Origin of the sequence: Streptomyces sp. NBC_01426 (assembly GCF_036231985.1) — a bacterium.
Taxonomy (GTDB): domain Bacteria; phylum Actinomycetota; class Actinomycetes; order Streptomycetales; family Streptomycetaceae; genus Streptomyces.
The window spans coordinates 5,976,914-5,997,305 of record NZ_CP109500.1 but is presented as its reverse complement, the minus strand read 5'-3'; the positions used below and the strand labels follow the sequence as shown (position 1 = coordinate 5,997,305).

Below are 20,392 nucleotides of genomic sequence, written 5' to 3'. Positions count from 1 at the left end.
CCGCGTCAAGGTCCGGTCCAGGGGGTGGCGGGTTTCAACTGGTTTGACGGTGCGTGGAGTTGAGGGGGAATTCCCTTTCGTGGGTCGGCGGCGCCGTGCATAGGGTGGGACGCATGACGACGTACGACGATCTCCCTCCGTGCCTCCTGGGCTTCCCGGGGCCGCTGCGGGACGCCTTGGTGGCCGCGGTGCTCAGCGGGGCGAAGACCGCGACCACGGGGCTGCTGCCCGAGTACGAGGCCGAGGGCGCGCCCTTGCCTGCGCCGGGCGACCGCTCGGTGTTGGTGGATTCGCTGGAGCGCCCGGTCGCGTTGGTGGAGGTGACCGGGGTGCGGGTGGTGGCGCTCGCCGAGGTGGACCTGGCGCACGCGCTGGACGAGGGCGAGGGGTATGCGACGGTGGCCGAATGGCGCTCCTCGCACGAGGGGTTCTGGCACGGCGCGCCGATCCGGGAGGCGATCGGCGACCCGGGGTTCACGGTGGACGACGACACCCGGGTGGTGCTGGAGCGGTTCCGGGTGCTGGAGTTGTTGCCGTCCACCTAGTGCTGTCGTCGAAGTGGCCCCTGTCGCACCTTCCCGGGTGCGTCGGGCGGGCCGGCCGACGGACCGCCCGACGGTGTGCCTCGCCGCCCGGTCAGCTCACCGCCTTGGCGGCGGCGCGGCCGGCCGCGCGGCCGGAGAAGATGCAGCCGCCGAGGAAGGTGCCCTCCAGGGCGCGGTAGCCGTGTACCCCGCCGCCGCCGAACCCGGCGGCCTCGCCGGCCGCGTACACGCCGGGGAGCGGATCGCCGGAGGCGCCCAGGACGCGGGAGGAGAGGTCGGTCTCCAGGCCTCCGAGGGACTTGCGGGTCAGGATGGAGAGCCGGACGGCGACCAGCGGGCCCGCCTCGGGGTCCAGGATCCGGTGCGGGGCGGCGGTGCGGATCAGCTTGTCTCCGAGGTACCTGCGCGCCCCGTGGAGGGACATCACCTGGAGGTCCTTGGTGAACGGGTTGAGGATCTCGCGGTCCCGGGCCACGACCTCGCGGCGCACGGTGGCCTCGTCGAGCAGGTCCTCCCCGGTCACGGCGTTCATGCCGCGCACCAAGGCGGCCAGGTCGCGCTCGACCACGAAGTCGGCGCCGTTGTCCATGAAGGCCTTGACCGGGCCGGGCACGGCCTGCCGGGCGCGGTCGATGACCTGGCGGATCGACTTGCCGGTCAGGTCGGGGTTCTGTTCGGAGCCGGAGAGGCCGAACTCCTTGCCGATGATCCGCTGGTTGAGGACGAACCAGGTGTGGTCGTGCCCCGTCTTCATGATGTGGTCGAGGGTGCCGAGCGTGTCGAAGCCCGGGAAGAGCGGTACGGGGAGCCGCCGGCCCGTCGCGTCCAGCCACAGCGAGGACGGGCCGGGCAGGATGCGGATGCCGTGCTTGTTCCAGATGGGGTCCCAGTTCTGGATGCCCTCGGTGTAGTGCCACATCCGGTCCTTGTTGATGTGGCGGGCGCCCGCGTCCTCGGCGATGCCGAGCATCAGGCCGTCCACGTGCGCCGGCACCCCCGACAGCAGCCGCTCGGGAGGAGTGCCGAGGCGGGCCGGCCACTGCTTGCGCACGAGGTCGTGGTTGCCGCCGATCCCGCCGCTGGTGACGATGACCGCCTGGGCCCGCAGGGAGAACGCGCCGACGCTCTCACGGCCGCTCGCGGCGCCCCGTACGGCGTCGGAGGGTTCCAGGATCTCCCCCGTGACGGTGTCCAGGACGCCGCCGGTGCGGGAGAGCCCGGTGACCTTGTGGCGGAACGCCAACCGGACCAGGCCGCGGGCGACGCCGGCGCGGACCCGCCGCTCGAAGGGCTCGACCAGGCCGGGGCCGGTGCCCCAGGTGATGTGGAAGCGGGGGACGGAGTTGCCGTGGCCGTTGGCGTCGTAGCCGCCGCGTTCCGCCCAGCCGACGACGGGGAAGAAGCGGACCCCCTGGGCGTGCAGCCAGGGCCGCTTCTCGCCGGCCGCGAAGTCGACGTAGGCCTCGGCCCAGCGGCGCGGCCAGGCGTCCTCCTCCCGGTCGAAGCCGGCCGTGCCGTGCCAGTCCTGGAGGGCGAGGTCGCGGTGGTCCTTGATCCGCATCCGGCGCTGTTCGGGCGAGTCGACGAAGAAGAGGCCGCCGAAGGACCAGTGCGCCTGACCCCCGATGGACTGCTCCGGCTCCTGGTCCAGCAGGATGACCTTGCGGCCCGCGTCGACGAGCTCGGCGGTGGCGACGAGGCCCGCGAGCCCCGCTCCGATCACGATCACGTCTGCGTCGTACGTCATGCGCTGCCCGTCCTCCGGTCGGTGGTGGGGCAGATCCTTTGCTACGGAGCGGTAACCAGTCAACAGCGAAGAGGGGACGAACCCGTGAGTGCCTCCGATGAAGTGCTGGACGTGGTGGACCGGGACGACCGGGTGACGGGCAGTGCCCCGCGCGGGGAGGTGTACGCCCGGGGGCTCCTCCACCGGTGTGTGTTCGTGCAGGTCAGGGATGCGCGGGGGCGGATCTTCGTGCACCGCAGGACCGACTCGAAGCTGGTGTTCCCCTCGCACCACGACATGTTCGTGGGCGGGGTGCTGGGCACCGGGGAGAGCTATCCGCACGCGGCGCTGCGGGAGGCCGGGGAGGAGTTGGGGGTGACCTCGTTGGCGCAGCCGACGCCGCTGTTCAAGTTCCTGTACGAGGGTCCGGGCGGGGCCTGGTGGTCGTACGTGCACGAGGTGCGCTGCGAGGCGCCGGTGCGGCCGCAGGAGTCGGAGGTGGCCTGGCACACCTGGCTGTCCGAGGAGGAACTGGCGGAGCGGGTGGCGGACGGCGGGTGGTCGTGGGTGCCGGACGGACTGGAGGCCTACCGGCGGCTGCGCGCGCACCGGGAGTCCCGCCAGTAGATTGATCAGGTGATCGACTTCGTCAAGGACGTGCGGCTCTGGTTCGCACCCGAGAGGCTGAGGGACGAGGGCGAGACCCCCGACTACCGGTTCTCGCTCGCCAACGAGCGGACCTTCCTTGCCTGGATCCGCACCGCGCTGGCGCTGGTCGGCGGCGGGTTCGCGGTGGACCAGTTCCTGCCGGACCTGCGGTGGGGCGTACGGGTCGGGATGGCCCTCGCCCTCCTGGCGGTGGGCGCGGCCTGCGCCCTGCGGGCGGTGAACCACTGGGCGCGGTGCGAGCGGGCGATGCGGCGGGGCGAGGACCTGCCGCTGTCGCGGTTCCCGGTCGTGCTCAGCCTGGGGGTCGGTCTGGTGGCCGTGGTGATGATGGCGGTCGTGCTGTTGGGCTGGACGGCCCCGCGGTGAGCGGCCCGGGTCCGGGCCCGGCCGGGGGCCGCGACGCCGGGCTCCAGCCGGAGCGGACCCGGCTCGCGTGGCGGCGTACGACGCTGGCGTGCTCGGTGACGGCGGTGCTGGCGCTGCGCCAGGCGCTGCGCGGATCCGGGTCTCCGGTGGAGGTGGCCGGGGTGGCGGTGATCGTGCTGCTGTGGCTGGCGTTCCTGGGGGTGGCGCACCGAAGGATCCGGGCGCTGGCGGCGTACCGGCCGTCGCCGTTGGCGCCGCGCTCGGCGGTGGGGGCGGCGTTGTGCACGCTGGCGCTGGCGGCCTTCGCGGTGGCGGTGATCCTCTGAGCCGATGAAGGGATGATCCGCCTGGCGCGTTCCCGCTCGGACACGCGAGGGAAACCAGCGGCACAAATGGGGCGATCTCGGATGATCCGCACTAGCCTCGGCGCCATGACGACCCTGCACCACGAGCACCCCACGCACGCGCACGCGCACGGCCCCGGCTGCGGTCACACCGAGGTCGAGCACGGCGATCACGTCGACTACGCGCACGACGGCCATCTGCACCGGGAGCACTCCGGCCACTGGGACGAGTGCGAGACGGACGAGCACACCACCCACGAGGGCCACGCGCACGCGCACGGCGCGGACTGCGGCCACCAGAGCGTCCGACACGGCAACCACGTCGACTACCTGCACGACGGGCACCGGCACGCCGAGCACGACGGCCACTACGACGACCACTGACCGACGCGTTCCCCGGCCCGCCTCCCCGGGCCGTCCCGCCGGTTCGCCCGCCCCCGACCCGAGTCCCGGTCGGGGGCGGGGTCCGTCGCCGCTCCCCCTCACCCCGCCCGCCCCGCGCTCCGTCACGGCCGGCAGGATGCCCACGGCCCGTCAACGCGACCCGGGGAGCACGCAGATGATCGTCGAAGAGCCGTACCTCGTCCAGCCCGCCACCGGCGTCCACGCCTACGTCCAACCGGACGGGGGCTGGTGCCTGAACAACGCCGGCTTCGTGAGCGACGGCGGCCGGACGCTCCTCGTCGACACCGCGGCCACCCGGCGCCGGGCCCTGGCGCTGCGGGAGGCCGTCGCCTCGACCGGGGTCCCGATGCCGCGCACGGTCGTGAACACCCACCACCACGGCGACCACACCTACGGCAACGGGGTCTTCGCCCCGGAGGCGCTGATCCTCGGGCACGACAACGCGCGGGCCGAGCAGCTCGCCGCCGGGCACCAGCTGGAGATGATCTGGCCCACGACCGACTTCGGCGCCGTGGAGATCGTCCCTCCCGATCTCACGTACAACGACCGGACGACCCTGCACGTGGGTGACATCGAGGTGCGGATCATCCATCCGGGCGTCGCGCACACCACCGGCGACTCGCTCGTGTGGCTGCCCGGGCAGCGGGTGGTGTTCACCGGGGACCTGGTCTTCGCGGGCGGCACCCCCTTCCTGGCGATGGGCTCGCTGTCCGGCTCGTTGCGGGCCATGGAGCTGCTGCGCTCCCTCGACGCGGAGACCGTGGTCCCGGGCCACGGGCCGCTGACCGACCCCTCGGCGTACGAGGACACCGAGCGGTATCTGCGTCACGTCGCCGAACTCGCCCTGGAGGGACGGGCGAAGGGGCTGACCCCGCTGGAGACGGCGCTCGGGGCGGACCTGGGCGAGTTCGCGGCCTGGCGGGAGAGCGAGCGGCTGGTGGCGAACCTGCACCGGGCGTACGCGGAACTGGCCGGGGAACCGGAGGGGGCCCCGTTGGACATCGTGGCCGTGCTCCGGGACATGACGGTGATGAACGGCGGCACCGCGATCCTCTGCCACGCCTGATCCGGGGAGGTCGGCCGCCCCGACGAGGCTCGCCCCCCGGCTCGGCCGCCGCCCCGACAAACCCCGGCTCGCCCCGACGCGCCCGGCGTGTCGGGGCTTGTTTCGGCGTACCCTCTGGACGCCATACCGACTGGTCGGCATGATGACTCTCGTCCGTTCCGTCACCGTCCATCCCGTACGGAGGTGCCCACCATGACCCCAGCGCCAGAACCGACCCCGACCGGCCCCCCGGGCCTCGATCCCGAGCGGCTGCGCGGCCATCTCGACGCCGCGCTCCCCGGCCTCGTGGCGGGGCCGCTCACCGGCCGCCTCATCGAGGGGGGCCGCTCGAACCTCACGTACGCGGTCACCGACGGGGCCGCCCGCTGGGTGGTGCGCCGCCCGCCGCTCGGCCACGTCCTGGCGACCGCCCACGACATGCGGCGCGAGTACCGGGTCATCGCGGCCCTGCACGGCACGGCCGTGCCGGTGCCCGAGCCGGTGCTGCTGTGCGAGGACGAGTCGGTGCTCGGTGCGCCGTTCTACGTGATGGAGCACGTGGACGGGGTCCCCTACCGGACGGCCGAGCAGTTGTCCGTCCTCGGCCCCGACCGCACCCGACGGGCCGTGCTCGGCCTGGTCGACACCCTGGTCGACCTGCACGCCGTGGACCCGGACGCCGTGGGCCTGGGTGACTTCGGCCGCCCCGAGGGCTTCCTCGAACGGCAGTTGCGCCGGTGGGGCAAGCAACTCGCGGCCTCCCGCGGCCGGGAACTCGCAGGGATCGACGAACTGCACGGCGCGCTCGGCCGGGCCCTGCCCGACTCCCCCGCCCCCACCGTGGTGCACGGCGACTTCCGGCTCGACAACGTCCTGATCGGCGGACCGGACGACACGATCCGGGCGGTGCTCGACTGGGAGATGTCCACGCTCGGCGATCCGCTGACCGACCTCGGGCTGCTGGTGATGTACAGCTCGGACCTGGGGTTGACCGCCTCCCCCGTCAGCACGACCAGCGGGGCGCCCGGCCACCCCTCCCCCGCGGAACTGGTCGAGCGGTACGCCGCCCGTTCGGGTCGGGACACCTCCGCGATCGCCTGGTACACCGCCTTCGCCTGGTTCAAGCTCGCGGTGATCCTCGAAGGCATCCACTACCGCTTCACGCTCGGACAGACCGTCGGAGCGGGCTTCGACCGGATCGGCGAGCTGGTCCCGGTCTTCATCGAACACGGTCTGCACACCCTCCAGGAAGGCTGAGGAACCCCGCATGGACTTCGCATTCGACTCCCGGACCGAGGAACTCCGCGAACGGCTGCACGCGTTCATGGAGGAGTACGTGTACCCGGCGGAGGCCGTCGCCGCCGAGCAGCGCGCGCGGCTGGCCTCGCCCTGGGACACCCCGGCCGTCTTCGGTGAACTGAAGGCCGAGGCGCGTCGCCAAGGCCTGTGGAACCTCTTCTTCCCCGGCGAGCGGTACGGCGCCGGGCTGACCAACCTCCAGTACGCCCCGCTGGCCGAGATCACCGGGCGCAGCCCGCACCTGGCGCCGATGGCGACGAACTGCGCCGCCCCGGACACCGGGAACATGGAACTGCTCGCCCAGTTCGCCGACGAGGAGCAGCGCAAGCGGTGGCTGGAGCCGCTCCTGGACGGGGAGATCCGTTCGGCGTTCGCCATGACCGAGCCCGACGTGGCCTCCTCGGACGCCACGAACATCGAGACCCGCATCGAGCGTTCCGCCGGCGGCGACGAGTACGTGGTCACGGGCCGCAAGTGGTACATCTCCGGGGCGATGAACCCGGACTGCAAGATCTTCATCGTCATGGGCAAGACCGACCCGGACGGCGCCGATCCGCGCCGCCAGCAGTCGATGATCCTGGTCCCGCGCGACACCCCGGGCGTGGAGGTCCGCCGCGCGATGACGGTGTACGGGTACGCCGACCACGACCACGGCGGGCACGCCGAGGTGGTGTTCCACGGGGCGCGGGTGCCGGCTGCGAACCTGATCGGCGAGGAGGGTTCGGGCTTCGCCATCGCCCAGGCCCGGCTCGGCCCGGGGCGGATCCACCACTGCATGCGGCTGATCGGCATGGCGGAGCGGGCCATCGAGTTGATGTGCGAGCGCGCGAGCGGACGTACCGCCTTCGGCAGGGAACTGGCCTCGCAGGGCGTCGTGCAGAACTGGATCGCGGACGCCCGGGTCACCGTCGAGCAGTTGCGGCTGCTGGTGTTGAAGACGGCCTGGCTGATGGACACCGTGGGCAACCGGGGCGCGCACACCGAGATCCAGGCGATCAAGATCGCGACGCCGCGGGCGGTCGTGGGGATCCTCGACCAGGCGGTGCAACTGCACGGCGCGGGCGGGGTCAGTCAGGACTTCCCGTTGGCCGAGTTGTGGGCGGCGGCGCGGACGCTGCGGTTGGCGGACGGCCCGGACGAGGTCCATCAGCGCTCCCTGGCCCACCGGGAGTTGAGGAAGCACGCGGGGCGGGCGTGAACGTGACGTGTTCGTGCGGGAGTTCTGGCGAACATGTGTGCACGGTGAAGACGATGCGGGGGGTCTTTTAAGAAACCTTGTTGAATAAGCCCTGAAGGCGGGTGCGATCTTGATTTGCGCCTGTCAATCGGAACAGGGTTCTCCAGAAGGTTTGACGCCCCACACGTCAACACGAGGAGAACCCTCCACATGGCAACTCACAAGCGTTCGCGCGGTTTCCGGTACGCGGCAGTCGCCACGGGAGCCGCCACCGCGGCCGCCGTGACCCTGCTCGCGACCCCCTTCGCGGGGGCGGCGACACCGGCCGAGGGCACGGTCTACGGACTGGGAGCGCCCGGCGCGATCAGCGGAAGTTACGTGGTCATTCTCGATGCGGCCGCGGACAAGGAGCAGCTCGCCGACAAGTACGGCGGTGAACTGCAACGCACCTACACCTCCGGGGTCAACGGCTTCTCGGCCTCCGGCCTCAGCGAGACCGAGGCCAAGCGACTCGCGGCGGACCCCGCCGTCGGCAAGGTCGTGCAGAACAAGAAGTTCCACATCAACGCCACGCAGGACAACCCGCCTTCATGGGGGCTCGACCGGATCGACCAGGCCAAGACGGCGGGAGACAAGAAGTACGACTACCCCGACACCGCCGGTGAAGGGGTGACCGCGTACGTCATCGACACGGGCATACGCGTGAGCCACAAGGACTTCGGTGGCCGCGCCACGCACGGCTTCGACGCGGTGGACAACGACGACAGCGCCGACGACGGCAACGGTCACGGTACGCACGTGGCCGGCACCATCGCCGGTACGGAGCACGGCGTCGCCAAGAAGGCGAAGCTGGTCGCGGTGCGGGTGCTCGACGACAACGGTTCCGGTTCCACGGAACAGGTCGTCGCCGGCATCGACTGGGTCACCAAGAACCACAAGGGTCCGTCCGTGGCCAACATGAGCCTCGGCGGCGGTGCGGACGAGGCGCTCGACGAGGCGGTGAAGCGCTCGATCGCCTCGGGCGTCACGTTCGCCGTCGCGGCGGGCAACGAGTCGACGGACGCCGGGCAGGGCTCCCCCGCCCGTGTCCCGGAGGCGATCACCGTGGCGTCGAGCACCATCGACGACGCGCAGTCGGACTTCTCCAACTTCGGCTCCGTGGTGGACCTGTACGCGCCGGGCTCGGACATCACGTCCGACTGGAACGACAGTGACAGCGGCACCAAGACGATCTCCGGCACCTCCATGGCCACCCCGCACGTGGTCGGTGCCGCGGCCGTCTACCTGGCGGGACACCCGTCGGCGACGCCGGCCGAGACGGCCGCCGCGCTGACCGGTGCGGCCACCGCGGACGCGGTGACCAACCCGTCGGCGGGTACCGCGAACAAGCTGCTCAAGGTGACCCCGTAACGGGTGACCGGCAGACCTGAACCGGTCCGCCCCCTGACCGCCCCCTCCAGGGGCGCGTCGGGGGGCGGGCCGGTTCGTTCGTGTGCGGGGCGGGTGCGGGCGTGAGGGGGGATCCCCGCCCGCCTCAGGGGCGCAGCGCGCGCAGCAGCAGGTCGGCGAGGTGATCGGCGACCTGCTGCGGCGTGAGCGGGCCGTCCTCCCGGTACCAGGTGGACAGGTGGTGCACGGAGCCGAAGTGGTAGTCCACCACCAGGTCCGCAGGCGTCGCGGTGGAGAACACCCCCGTGCGCTGCCCTTCCTCGACCAGTGCCCGGAAGCGCTCGTGATAGCGCCGGCGCTCGGCCCGCACCTGCTTGAACTTCTCGGGGCTGAGCTGGTGCATCGACCGGAAGAAGATCATGGCGTCGTCGAGGTTCTCGATGGTGGTGACCACCACGTCGGCGGCCGCGGCGCGCAGCCGCTCCTCCACGGGCGCACCGGAATCGGCCACCGCGTCCAGGCGCTGCTGCTGGAGGCGCAGCATCCGCGCGTACACCTCGTGCAGCAGGTCGTCCTTGGACCCGAAGTAGTGGTAGAGCGCGCCCTTGGTGACCCCGGCCGCCTCGACGATCTCCTGTACGGAGGTGCGGTCGTAGCCGCGTTCGGCGAACAGCCGGGTGGCGACGGCCAGCAGTCGCTGCGGCACCGGTGCGTCGCCGGTGCCCTCGGACTCCGTGGTGGTTTTGGCGGCCATGGCTCTCGCCTTCCTTCCTGATCCCTCGCCCGTTGTGGGGCGACGTCGTGCGACCATCCGACTGTTTTCAGCCGCGTTCGCGCAGTTCCCGTCGCAGGATCTTGCCACTGCTCGTCTTGGGAAGGACAGGCAGGATCTCCACCTGCCTCGGGTACTTGTACGCGGCGATGCGCTCGGCGCAGTACGCGGACAGCTCGGCGGGCTCGACGCGGGCGCCGGGGCGCAGGCTCACGTAGGCCTTCACGCTTTCCCCCCGGTAGGGGTCGGGGACCCCGACCACGGCCGCCTCGCGTACGTCGGGATGGGTGTACAGCACGTCCTCGACCTCGCGGGGCCAGACCTTGAAGCCGGACGCGTTGATCATGTCCTTCTTCCGGTCGACGACGTACAGCCAACCCTCGGAGTCCATGAACCCGACGTCCCCGGTGCGCAGTTCGCCGTCCGGGAAGGCCTTGGCGGTCTCCTCGGGCAGCCCCCAGTAGCCGGGGACGACCTGGGGGCCGCGGACGGCGATCTCCCCCATCCCGCCGATCGGGACCTCGACGCCCCGCTCGTCGAGAATGCGTACGAGGGTGTCCGCGCCCGGGAGGCCGACGGAGAGGGTGCCGGAGACCGGGTCCACGGGGGCTTCGAGGTGGACGGGCACGGAGGCGCAGGGCGCGGTGCACTCGGTGAGCCCGTAGCCGTTGCGCAGGTAGAAGCCGAAGCGGGCGCGCAGCCGCTCGACGAGGGCCGGCGGGAGCGGGGCGCCGCCGGAGGAGACCACCCGGAACGAGGCGAAGTGGTCGGGGGTCGCGGCGGGGTGGGCCGCCAGGGCCATGAAGGCGGTGGCCGGGCCGACGGTGTAGGCGGGGCGGTGTTCGAGGAAGGCGTCGAGGACGGCGCCTGGTTCGAAGCGGTGGGCGAGGACGAGGGTGCCGGCGTTGACGAAGCAGGCGGCGAGCTCGCAGACCAGGCCGGTGATGTGGAAGAGCGGGGCGAGGGCGAAGTAAGCGGCGCCCTCGGGAAGGGGGTGGCCGGTGACCTGGCGGGTCGCGTTGTGGGTGAGGGCGCCGTGCGGGTTCAGGGCGCCCTTGGGGGTGCCGGAGGTCCCGGAGGTGTAGCTGATGAGCGCCGTGTCGGAAGCGGTGAAGCACGGGTCGGGCGGCGCGGGCCGGCCCTGGCGGGCCACCGCGGTGAGGTCGGCGGCCTCGACGGACGGCCCGGCCGCGCGGGTGACCGGGGCGGCTTCCGCGCCGGGGGACGCTTCCGGGACGGGGGCCGCTTCCGGGACGGGCGCCGGGACGCGTGGGTCGTCGCGCGTCTGGAAGTCCCGGTCGCGGGCGGTGAGCGCGACGCTGACGCCGGTGTCGCGGACACTCTCGCGGAGGTACCCGGTCCAGGCACGGGCGTCGCAGACCAGGGCGACGGCGCCGGAGTCGCGCAGGATGTGGCCGACCTCGCCGGACTTGTACATGGGGTTGAGCGGGACGACGATCGCGCCGGCCTTCCAGGCGCCCAGCACGGCGAGCACGAAGTGCGGGGTGTTCTGGAGCATCACGGCGACCCGGTCGCCGCGCCCCACGCCCCGCGCGGCGAGGTGACCGGCTACCGAGTCGGAGAGCGCGTCGACCTCGGCGTAGTCCAGCCGGCCGTCGAAGTAGGCGAGGGCGGTGCGTCCGGGGGCGCGGGCCACGGCCGCCCGGAAGGCGTCCGGCACGCTGACCGGGGGCGTGATCGGCGCGCGTTGGGCGGCGCTGAGGCGAGCCAGCCAGGGCCGGTCGGCATAGCGGAGGGGCTGGGGCGTCGCGTCGGACGTCGCGTGGGGCGTCGCGTCTTCGACGGCGGGGGCGGAGGTCGCGTCTTCGGTGGCGGGCGCGGACGTCGCGTCGGACGTCGCGTGGGGCGTCGCGTCTTCGGTGGCGGGCGCGGGCATCGTCTCGACGACGGTCGCGGGCCGGGGCGTCGACTCGGGGGCGGGCCCGGTCATCGCGTCTCCCACTTCTGCTGGAGGTGGTTCATGTTCGTCAGCCAGCGGTCCGGGTCGCCGGCCCGGGCGGCGTGGTAGTCGGCCACCTCGGGGTGCGGGAGGATCAAGAACCGGCCTTTCTCCATGCCGTCGAACAGGGCGTCCGCGACCGCTTCCGGCTCGATCGCGGTCGGAGCCAGGACGAGTTCGCCCGCCGAGCCCGCGGCGGTCAGCATGTCGGTGCGGACCCCCTGCGGGCAGACGGCGTGGACCTGGACGCCTCGGTGGCGGTAGGTCAACGACAGCCATTCCGCGAAGGCGAGGGCACCGTGCTTGGTGACACTGTACGGCGCGGCCCCGATCATCGTGAGGAGTCCCGCGGCGGAGACGGTGGACACGAACCGGCCGCTCCCCCGCTCCAACCACTGCGGCAACAGGGCGCGGGCGGCACGGACGTGCGCCATCACGTTGACGTCCCAGGCCGCTTCCCAGACGGCTTCGTCCACGAAGGCGTCGCCGCCCGAGGCGAGGCCGGCGTTGGCGCAGTAGACGTCCACGGCGCCGCCGAGGGCCTCGCGGGCCCGCTCCACGATCGTCGAGGCGTCGCCGGGGACCGCGATCGCGCGGGCGCCGATCCCGTCGGCGACGGACGCGGCCTTCGCCGGGTCGAGGTCGTTGACCACGACCGTGGCCCCCTCGGCGGCGAAGCGCCGCGCGAGGGCGGCTCCGATGCCGCCGCCCGCTCCGGTGACGACGACTCGCTGGTCCTGGTACGCACTCACGTGGATCACCTTTCGACGCTGACGGCGGATGCGGGCGGACCCGGGCGGGGTCCGATCCGATCCGGACGGATCGGGGGCAGACTAACCAGTCGGTATGTCGGGAGGGAAGGGGTCGGCGGCCTAGCGTGTCCGGATGACGCTGTCGCGACGCGGGGTACTGGGACTGGCCGGAGCCGTGGGGTCCGTGGGGAGTCTGGGCGCGGTGGCGCCGGACTCCCCGAAGGCGGTCGGCGCGAGCGCGCGGGTGCGGACGGGGTGCGAACAGCTCGCCGCCGACGGGTACGCGGCGTTGGCCGGACAGCGGATCGGGGTGGTCACCAACCCGACCGGGATCACCGCCGACGCGCGCCACCTGGTGGATGTCCTGCACGCGGACGAACGGGTCGACCTGGTCGCGGTGTTCGGGCCCGAGCACGGCTTCCGGGGCACCGCGCAGGCGGGTGGTTCGGAGGGCGCCGGCCGGGACCCGGCGACGGGGCTGCCCGTGTACGACACGTACGACAAGAGCGGTCGGCAGCTCGCGGACGTGTTCACGGCGGCCGGTGTCGACACGGTGGTCTTCGACATCCAGGACGTCGGGGCGCGCTTCTACACCTACATCTGGACCCTCTACGACTGCATGCGCGCGGCCGCCCTGGCGGGCAAGGCGGTGGTGGTGCTGGACCGGCCCAACCCGGTGGGCGGGGTGCGGGCGGCCGGACCGGTGCTCCAGCGGCCGTACGCGAGCTTCGTGGGCCGGGAGCCGATCGCGCTCGCGCACGGGATGACGGCGGCGGAGCTGGCCCTCCTGTTCAACGGCGAATTCCTGAAGGACGGGCCGGTCGCGCTCAGGACGGTACGGATGACGGGGTGGCGCCGGGAGTCGTTCTTCGGGGCGACCGGGCTGCCCTGGGTGCCGCCGAGCCCGAACATGCCCACTGCGGACACGGCGCTCGCGTACGCCGGCACCTGCCTGTTCGAGGGGACGAACCTGTCCGAGGGGCGGGGTACCACGACCCCCTTCGAGGTGGTCGGCGCCGAGGGCGTCGACCGGCGGTGGGCGGAGGCGGCGAACGCGCTGGGGCTGCCCGGGGTCTGGTTCCGGGAGGCGTACTTCACCCCGTCCTTCTCCAAGCACGCCGGGAAGGTGTGCGGCGGGGTCCGACTGATCGTGCACGACCGCGAGGCATTCGACCCGGTGCGGGCGGGAATCGGGCTGTTGGTCACCGCGCGACGGACGTGGAGCGGCTTCGGTTGGCGGGCCGACCACTGGATCGACCGGCTGACGGGATCGGACCGGGTGCGCGCGATGGTGGACGCGGGGGCCGGGGTGGAGGAGATCGTGGGCGACTGGGCGGCCGGGCTGGCGCGCTTCGCGGCCCTGCGGGAGGGGTACCTCCTCTACCGGTGACCCGGCCGGCCGCGGGGCCGGCGGGCGGACGTGGCAGCGCGATGCCGGGCCCGTCGGGGCGGCGTGGAGGGGGGCGTCATGGCGGACATCGGCATGGTGGTCGGAAGCGGTGAAGGCGGCGGGAGCGGGGGCTCGGTCACTGCGGGGGTCGCGGCCGGGGGCGGGGGCGGGGTCGGGGTCGGGGTCGCCGCAGGGGGCGGGACGGGCGTCGCGGTCGAATCGGGCGTCGCGGCCAGGCCGGGGGTCGGGGTCGGACCGTACGCGGAACTCACCTTCGACGCCGACGGTGACGTGGAACGGAGCACCCGGGAGGCCGTGGCCCGGATCGAGGCCACCGACCTGCTGGTCTTCGCGCACGGCTGGAACAGCGACCGGTCCACGTCGACCCGCTTGTACGACCGCTTCTTCGCCCCGTTCCCGAACCTCGTGGGGTCAGGGGTGCGGCTGGGGTACGTGGGGGTGGTCTGGCCCTCGATACGGTTCTCCGACGAGCCGATACCGGACTTCGACCCGCCCGGCGCGCTCGCGGAGCCGGGCCTGGGCACGGCACTGGACCCCGCCACCCGGCGCGCGCTCGGGGAGTTCTGGCCGGACCGCGACGCGGAGCTGGACCGGATCGCCGAACTGCTGGAGGAACGGCCCGATTCCGCGGCCGCGTTCGTCGAGTTCGGCGCGCTGGTACGGGAGCTCGTCGGGGTGGACGCGGTGGCCACGCCGGCCGCCCTGGACGTGCCGGCCATGTTCGCCCGGGACGTCCTGGAGGTGTGCCGGGCGTTCACCGACGCGCTCGCGGAGGCGGACGCGACGCCGAGGCGCGACGCCGACGGTGTCGAGGCCGGAGTCGGGGCCGGCGGCGGGGCCGAGCGCGTGGTCGGGGGCGCGAATCCGATACTCGGCGGCGGGTTGCGCGCCCTGTGGAGCGGCGCGAAAGAGGTGCTCCGCCAAGCTACCTACTATCAGATGAAGAAGCGGGCGGGAGTGGTCGGCGAACACGGGCTGGGACCGGTGCTCGCGGAACTCGCGCACCGCCGGCCGGCGCTGCGGATCCACCTCATCGGTCACAGCTTCGGGGCGCGGGTGGCGGCGTTCTCGCTGCGCGCGGTGCCGGACGGGTCGCGGTACGTGAAGTCCCTGACCCTGCTCCAAGGAGCGTTCTCCCACTACGCCTTCACCGACCGCCTCCCCCACGACGAGGACCGCGGCGGCGCCCTGCGCGGGCTCCAGCGGCGGGTGGACGGACCGGTGGTCGCCTGCCATTCCCCGTACGACACCTCGCTCCGGTTGTTCTATCCGCTGGCCTCCCGGATGGCCGGGGATTCGGCCGGACTGCTCGGTTTCGACGAGCGCTGGGGCGCGATCGGGCACGACGGGGTACGGGCCGTGCCGGACACGCCCCGGCTGAGCCTCGACACGGTGCTGCGCGGCGGGCTGCCGGGGGCGGGTTGCGTCAGCGTGGACGCGGGCTCCGTGGTCCGGCGGGGCGGGGCACCGTCGGGGGCGCACAGTGACATCTGCCACGAGGAACTGGCCCGGGTCGTGGTTGCCGCGGGGCGCATGGGGCGCTGAGTTCCGGCCATGTGCCACCCGCACGCCTCGACCGCCCCCGCATGCGCCCACATTCCGCCGGGCATGTTGGGCACGTCGGGACGTACGACGACGTTCGACTAGTACGACGCCTCGACGTGGGCGCGGGGCGCGGCGGAGGTGAAGGTGCGATGGCGGGATTTCGAAGTTTGGCCTACCAGGTGCGCGATGCACGCAATGACCGGGCGTTGCGGCGTCATTCGCTGCGCCGTTGTCTGGAGAGATTCGCGCCCTACGGGCACAGGGCGACGTGGTGGCATTTGTGCGACCGGCACGGGATCGCCCCCGAGGATCGGGGCGCCGATCCGCAGCGGCTGGTCGCCGCGTTGGAGGAACTGGAGGAGGCCCGCGCCGTCTGGCTGGAGTACGAGCGCCAGTTCGCGGAGCGGCGGCGGCGTGAGAAGCACCACGGACTGCGCCGGCCGGACTGGGCGTGGGGCGGGAGCGGGGACGCGGTGGTGCGGTGCGCGGACCCGGGGATCCGCCCGGACGGCACGCTCGGCGAGGTGTTGAGACGGCTGGTGCGGGCCTTGGAGTCGGAGCCGGGCACGGGGTGCCCGATCTGTGGGGAGCGGGAGCTGAGCTGGCCGCCCATCGGGGTGGGCCACGAGGCGTGGGCCGGCGCCTGGTCCTGGGACGGGCCGGTGTGCGGGGGCTGCGGGATCGTGGTTCCCAGACCGGCCCTCGCCGACGTGGGGTCGGTGGATCCGGCGTCGGCGGGAGCGGCATGAGCGGGAGCGACACGACGGGCCGGGACCCGGAGGGCGGGAGCGGGGGCGCGGCCTCGCGGGTTCCGCTCCAGGTCGCGTTGAACGGCGGTCGGGAGGCCGCCGAGGGGGCGGCGGTACCGATGTCGCCGCAGGACCTGGCGCGTTCGGCGGTGGCCTCGGTCGCCGCCGGGGCCCGCGAGGTATTGGTGCACCCTAGGAGTCCGTGCGGCCGCGAGAGCCTCTCGCCCCGGGTGGTCGGGCCGCTGCTGGAGGCGCTGCGGGGCGCGGGGGTCTCCGTACCGCTGTCCGTGCCGGCGGCCGTCGCGGCGGAGCCCGATCCCGCCGCGCGGCAGGCGCGGGTCCGTTCCTGGGAGGTGCTGCCGGATCGCGCGGTGGTCCGTTTCACGGATCTCGGGGCGGAGGAGTTGGGCTTGGCCCTGCTGGCGCGCGGGGTGGCGGTGGACGCGGTGGTTCCGCTGGGCGGCACGGCCGGGCCCGAGCCGCTGGGCCGGTTCCTGGCGTGGGCCGGGCCCGATCACGGCCGGGTCCGGCTGGCGGTGGAGCTGTCGGAGGCCGACCCGGCGCTGGTGGCGGGGTTGTGCTGGTTGCCGCCCGTGGAGGTGGTGCTGTTCGGGCGGGAGGCCGCCGCCTGGCCGGTGCTGCGGCTCGCCGCGCGGTGTGGTGCGGGAGCGCGGATCGGTGCGGGCGACGTGCTCGTCCTTCCGGACGGGCGGCCGGCGCGGTCCAATGCCGATCTGGTCGCGGCGGCCGTGGCCGAGGTGGAGGCGTCCCGCGCGGCCAGGGTGGCGGGAGCGGCTAGAGCGACAGTCGGGAGCCGGTGAGGCGCTCGCCGAACACGTCGTCCGGGTTGGACAGCGCGCAGTTCTCCAGGGACAGGCAGCCGCAGCCGATGCAGTCGGTCAAGTGGTCGCGCAAACGGCCGAGTTGTTTGATCCGGTGATCGAGTTCGGCGCGCCAGGCCTCGGACAGGCCGGCCCAGTCCTCGCGGGTCGGGGTACGGCCTTCCGGGAGTTGGGACAGCGCCTCGCGGATGCTGGCGAGCGGGATGCCCACGCGTTGGGCGGCCCGTACGAAGGCGACCCGGCGCAGTGCGTCTCGGGTGTAGCGGCGCTGGTTGCCGGAGGTGCGACGGCTGCTGATCAGGCCCTTGGCCTCGTAGAAGTGCAGCGCCGAAACGGCCGCGCCGCTGCGCGCGGACAGCTGACCGACGGTGAGTTCATGGACTTTCTCGGGAATCTGCGGCACCCGGCCGAGCGTAGTCGGCCGGACCGGAATCCGTTGACAGATACATGTGGCCCCAGCATGCTGAGCAAGCGCTTATTCGCTGGTCAGTGAGAGGCAGGGGCAAGGCATGGCCGAACCGAGGATCTTCACGTCCGCCGAGGAGCTGCGCGCCGGGATCGGCGTTCCGCTCGGCCCGAGCGAGTGGCTGGAGGTGGATCAGAAGCGGATCGACCTCTTCGCCGACGCGACGGGCGATCACCAGTGGATCCACGTCGATCCCGCGCGGGCGGCCTCCGGGCCCTTCGGCACGACCATCGCGCACGGCTACCTCACGCTGTCGCTGCTGCCGAGCCTGGTGCCGCAGATCATGCGGGTCGAGGGCATGCGGATGGGCATCAACTACGGCACGAACAAGGTGCGGTTCCCGGCGACGGTGCCGGTCGGCTCGCGGCTGCGCGCCACCGCCGTGATCACGGAGGTCACCGAGGCGGGTGGCGGCGTGCAGGTCGCGGCGACCGTGACGGTCGAGCGCGAGGGCGGCGACAAGCCGGTGTGCGTCGCGGAGTCGGTGTCCCGGTACTACTTCTGAGTCGGGGGCCGGGGCGCGGGTCGGCCACGGCCACCGGCACTCAGGGGCGGTTTCACCGTGCGGTGACACCGGGGACGGGTGTCACCGCGGGACGGCTGTCACCGCGGGAGGGTCGTCACCGCGGGAGGGTCGTCACCGCGTCGTTCCGTGGTCGGGGCGCGTTCCGACCATGCGGAGCACGAGGTCGGAGTACAACCCGCCGACCTCGTCGGGCGTGCGCGAACCGGTCACGTTGAACCAGCGGGCCACGTCGATGCACAGGGACAGGACGGCGAGGGTGGTGCCGGGCACGTCGGGGACCTCGAACTCCCCCGCCGCGACCCCGTCGGAGATGATCCGGCGCACGGCCGCGTCGCTCTGCCGGCGCAGGGCCACGATTTCGGAGCGGTGCTCCTCGGCGAGGGCGTCGAGCTCGTACTGGACCACGCGGGCGGTGGTGTGGTGGGCGGCGTGCCAGCGCACGAAGGACCGCACGGCCTCGTCGAGCCGGTCGGCGGCGGTCCCCGGGCCGGACGCGGCCGTCTCCAGGATCTCCAGCGCCTTGTCGTGGCCGATCCGGCTGATCCGGTGGAGCAGCTCTTCCTTGGTCTTGTAGTGGATGTAGAGCGCGGCCGGGCTCATGCCGGCCCGTCCGGCGATGTCCCGGGTGGTGGTGGCGTGGTAGCCGCGCTCCGCGAAGGCCTCCACGGCGGCGACGAGCAGCCGCCGCGCGGCGTCGGGGGTGACCTCCGACCACGGCTGGTAGCCGCCGGTGTCCGCCGGGCTGTCCATCGCTCGCTCACCCTCTTCGCCTCGCGGAACCCGTGTCGCGGGATCCGTCGTATGGGAAGGGACACCCTACCGGAGGGGTGAGCAAGCGCTTAGCGATCCTGGGCGGCCGGGCCGGAGGCGGGCTTGGGCGCGAAGGGGTCGTAGCCGGTCATGAGCTTCTCCATCCGGGCCTGGTCGACCCGCGTGACGATCTGAGTGACCTCCTGCCGGTCACGGATCACCTTGGCGAGGGTGAAGGCCGAGGTGGTCAGGTAGAGCACGGCGATGCCGAGGAAGGCGCGCACCCAGCCGTTCGCGTCCAGGTTGTAGATCCCCAGGGCCACGGCCGCCATGGCGACGCCGAAGGAGGCGACGGCCTGGCCGTAGTAGGCCCCCGTGTTCTGCTGCTTGACCGGTGTCTCGTTCATGGGTCCAGCTTCCGCGACCTGTGGCCCGCGCCACATCCGTGCGCGTACTCACGTACGTACTCAGCCGGCGCGACGGCTCAGAACGCCGAAACCCCCGTACGGGCACGGCCGATGAGCAGCTTCTGGATCTGGCTGGTGCCCTCGTACAGGGTCATCACCCGGGCGTCGCGCAGCAGTTTCCCGGCCGGGTACTCGTCGATGTAGCCGTAGCCGCCGTGGACTTGGAGGGCGTTGCTCGCGGCGCGCACGGCGGCCTCGGAGGCGAAGAGCTTGGCGGTGGAGGACTCCGTGGCGAAGGGCTTCCCGCGGTCGATCAGATCGGCCACCCGCCAGGTCAGCAGCCGGGCGGCGTCCACGTCGACCGAGATGTCGGCGATCAGCTCCTGGACCAACTGGTGGTGGGCGATGGGCTTGCCGAACTGCTCGCGCTGAGCGGCGTACGAGACGGCCGCGTCCAGCGCCGCCTGGGCGATGCCGACACAGCCGGCGGCGACCGACATCCGCCCCTTGGCGAGGGCGGACATGGCCACGGAGAAGCCCTTGCCCTCGGGCCCCAGCATCGCGGAGGCCGGTACGCGGACACCGTCGAGGGCGAGTTCGGCGGTGGCCTGGCCGCGCAGGCCGAGCTTGCCGTGGATCTCGCGACGGGTCAGGCCTGGGCTGTCGGTGGGCACGAGGAAGGCGGAGATCCCGCGGTGGCCGGGCTCGTCGTTGGTGCGGGCGAAGAGCAGGACCACGTCGGCCCAGGTGCCGTTGGTGATGAACATCTTGCTGCCGCTGACGACGTACGTGTCGCCCTCGCGGCGGGCGCGGGTGTCCAGGTTGCCGGCGTCGGACCCGGTCCCGGGTTCGGTGAGACCGAAGCAGCCGAGCGATTCGCCCGAGCACAGGCGGGGCAGCCAGGCCTGCTTCTGCTCCTCGGTGCCCCAGGTGGCGATGGTCTTGGCCACCAGGCCGAGGGAGACGGAGACGATGCCGCGCACGGCGGAGTCACCGCGGCCGAGTTCCTCGGTGACGAGGACGTAGGCGAGGTGGTCGCCGCCGGAACCGCCGTACTCCTCGGGCACGGTCAGGCCGAGGAAGCCCAGGTCGCCGAGCTTCTTGACCAGGGACCGGTCGACGCTCTCGGCGCGGTCCCACTCGGCGGCGTACGGGATGATCTCCCGCTCGGTGAACTCGCGGGCGAGCCGCCGTACGGCCTCCTGCTCCTCGCTCAGCTCCAGGTTCACCGGGCACCTCCGGGCGGT

The 20,392-nt window shown here is 72.7% G+C and carries 22 protein-coding genes; 14 read left to right on the top strand and 8 right to left on the bottom strand.

The features are described 5' to 3' along the window. Positions 1 to 113: 113 nt before the first annotated feature. Positions 114 to 545: an ASCH domain-containing protein gene (locus tag OG906_RS26660; RefSeq protein WP_329446381.1), complete on the top strand. Its 432-nt coding sequence runs from the start codon at positions 114 to 116 to the stop codon at positions 543 to 545. Positions 546 to 636: 91 nt separating this feature from the next. On the opposite strand, the gene OG906_RS26655 is transcribed toward OG906_RS26660, so the two are convergent. After that, positions 637 to 2,292: an FAD-binding dehydrogenase gene (locus tag OG906_RS26655; protein ID WP_267829513.1), complete on the bottom strand. Its 1,656-nt coding sequence runs from the start codon at positions 2,290 to 2,292 to the stop codon at positions 637 to 639. A gap of 84 nt (positions 2,293 to 2,376) precedes the next feature. On the opposite strand from OG906_RS26655, the gene OG906_RS26650 reads away from it, so the two are divergent. From OG906_RS26650 to OG906_RS26615, 8 genes are all read left to right on the top strand, one after another. After that, positions 2,377 to 2,898, top strand: a complete 522-nt coding sequence (locus tag OG906_RS26650) for an NUDIX hydrolase (protein ID WP_329446378.1) — start codon at positions 2,377 to 2,379, stop codon at positions 2,896 to 2,898. A gap of 9 nt (positions 2,899 to 2,907) precedes the next feature. Further along, positions 2,908 to 3,306 carry a YidH family protein gene (locus tag OG906_RS26645; RefSeq protein ID WP_329446376.1) on the top strand — a complete coding sequence of 133 codons (399 nt, stop codon included), beginning with the start codon at positions 2,908 to 2,910 and terminating at the stop codon, positions 3,304 to 3,306. Further along, positions 3,303 to 3,632, top strand: coding sequence for a DUF202 domain-containing protein (locus OG906_RS26640; protein WP_329446374.1), 330 nt, complete (start codon positions 3,303 to 3,305; stop codon positions 3,630 to 3,632). The genes OG906_RS26645 and OG906_RS26640 overlap by 4 nt, the downstream gene beginning before the upstream one ends. A gap of 105 nt (positions 3,633 to 3,737) precedes the next feature. After that, a complete protein-coding gene (locus OG906_RS26635; RefSeq protein WP_329446372.1) occupies positions 3,738 to 4,034 on the top strand; it encodes a hypothetical protein in 297 nt (98 codons plus the stop codon). 175 nt (positions 4,035 to 4,209) lie between these two features. Continuing rightward, positions 4,210 to 5,121 (top strand): MBL fold metallo-hydrolase, encoded by a 912-nt coding sequence (locus OG906_RS26630; protein WP_329446370.1) that lies wholly within the window; start codon positions 4,210 to 4,212, stop codon positions 5,119 to 5,121. Positions 5,122 to 5,313: 192 nt separating this feature from the next. Beyond that, entirely contained in the window at positions 5,314 to 6,357 is a 1,044-nt protein-coding gene (locus tag OG906_RS26625; protein WP_329446368.1) for a phosphotransferase family protein, read from the top strand. A gap of 10 nt (positions 6,358 to 6,367) precedes the next feature. Then, positions 6,368 to 7,597, top strand: a complete 1,230-nt coding sequence (locus OG906_RS26620) for an acyl-CoA dehydrogenase family protein (RefSeq protein WP_267800393.1) — start codon at positions 6,368 to 6,370, stop codon at positions 7,595 to 7,597. A 189-nt stretch (positions 7,598 to 7,786) separates the two neighbouring features. Continuing rightward, positions 7,787 to 8,986: a S8 family peptidase gene (locus OG906_RS26615; RefSeq protein WP_329446366.1), complete on the top strand. Its 1,200-nt coding sequence runs from the start codon at positions 7,787 to 7,789 to the stop codon at positions 8,984 to 8,986. 124 nt (positions 8,987 to 9,110) lie between these two features. Here OG906_RS26615 and OG906_RS26610 read toward each other — a convergent pair whose 3' ends face one another. The 3 genes from OG906_RS26610 to OG906_RS26600 form a co-directional block, all read right to left on the bottom strand. Next, on the bottom strand, positions 9,111 to 9,719 hold the full coding sequence (locus OG906_RS26610) for a TetR/AcrR family transcriptional regulator (protein ID WP_267800395.1): 609 nt from the start codon (positions 9,717 to 9,719) through the stop codon (positions 9,111 to 9,113). 67 nt (positions 9,720 to 9,786) lie between these two features. Further along, on the bottom strand, positions 9,787 to 11,688 hold the full coding sequence (locus tag OG906_RS26605) for an AMP-binding protein (protein ID WP_329446363.1): 1,902 nt from the start codon (positions 11,686 to 11,688) through the stop codon (positions 9,787 to 9,789). Further along, positions 11,685 to 12,458, bottom strand: a complete 774-nt coding sequence (locus tag OG906_RS26600; RefSeq protein ID WP_329446361.1) for an SDR family oxidoreductase — start codon at positions 12,456 to 12,458, stop codon at positions 11,685 to 11,687. Before OG906_RS26600 ends, OG906_RS26605 begins: the two co-directional genes overlap by 4 nt. Positions 12,459 to 12,582: 124 nt before the next feature. Here OG906_RS26600 and OG906_RS26595 point away from each other — a divergent pair, with 124 nt between their 5' ends. The 4 genes from OG906_RS26595 (at position 12,583) to OG906_RS26580 (ending at position 16,975) form a co-directional block, all read left to right on the top strand. Then, positions 12,583 to 13,839, top strand: a complete 1,257-nt coding sequence (locus OG906_RS26595; protein WP_329446359.1) for an exo-beta-N-acetylmuramidase NamZ family protein — start codon at positions 12,583 to 12,585, stop codon at positions 13,837 to 13,839. A 78-nt stretch (positions 13,840 to 13,917) separates the two neighbouring features. Next, a complete protein-coding gene (locus OG906_RS26590; RefSeq protein WP_329446357.1) occupies positions 13,918 to 15,405 on the top strand; it encodes a serine-threonine protein kinase in 1,488 nt (495 codons plus the stop codon). A 149-nt stretch (positions 15,406 to 15,554) separates the two neighbouring features. Continuing rightward, a complete protein-coding gene (locus tag OG906_RS26585; RefSeq protein ID WP_329446355.1) occupies positions 15,555 to 16,154 on the top strand; it encodes a hypothetical protein in 600 nt (199 codons plus the stop codon). Next, on the top strand, positions 16,151 to 16,975 hold the full coding sequence (locus tag OG906_RS26580; RefSeq protein ID WP_329446353.1) for a 3-keto-5-aminohexanoate cleavage protein: 825 nt from the start codon (positions 16,151 to 16,153) through the stop codon (positions 16,973 to 16,975). The genes OG906_RS26585 and OG906_RS26580 overlap by 4 nt, the downstream gene beginning before the upstream one ends. On the opposite strand, the gene soxR is transcribed toward OG906_RS26580, so the two are convergent. Beyond that, positions 16,950 to 17,399, bottom strand: coding sequence for a redox-sensitive transcriptional activator SoxR (gene soxR, locus OG906_RS26575; RefSeq protein ID WP_053679310.1), 450 nt, complete (start codon positions 17,397 to 17,399; stop codon positions 16,950 to 16,952). The two genes, OG906_RS26580 and soxR, sit on opposite strands and share 26 nt — an antisense overlap. A gap of 106 nt (positions 17,400 to 17,505) precedes the next feature. Between soxR and OG906_RS26570 the strand changes: the two genes are divergently transcribed. Continuing rightward, entirely contained in the window at positions 17,506 to 17,967 is a 462-nt protein-coding gene (locus OG906_RS26570) for a MaoC family dehydratase (RefSeq protein WP_329446350.1), read from the top strand. A 132-nt stretch (positions 17,968 to 18,099) separates the two neighbouring features. On the opposite strand, the gene OG906_RS26565 is transcribed toward OG906_RS26570, so the two are convergent. The 3 genes from OG906_RS26565 to OG906_RS26555 form a co-directional block, all read right to left on the bottom strand. Beyond that, positions 18,100 to 18,738 (bottom strand): TetR/AcrR family transcriptional regulator, encoded by a 639-nt coding sequence (locus OG906_RS26565; protein ID WP_267803741.1) that lies wholly within the window; start codon positions 18,736 to 18,738, stop codon positions 18,100 to 18,102. A gap of 89 nt (positions 18,739 to 18,827) precedes the next feature. After that, a complete protein-coding gene (locus tag OG906_RS26560) occupies positions 18,828 to 19,145 on the bottom strand; it encodes a YiaA/YiaB family inner membrane protein (protein WP_267803742.1) in 318 nt (105 codons plus the stop codon). A gap of 77 nt (positions 19,146 to 19,222) precedes the next feature. Next, complete coding sequence (locus OG906_RS26555; protein WP_329446347.1) at positions 19,223 to 20,374, bottom strand: acyl-CoA dehydrogenase family protein; 1,152 nt, start codon at positions 20,372 to 20,374, stop codon at positions 19,223 to 19,225. Between the last annotated feature and the right edge of the window lie 18 nt (positions 20,375 to 20,392).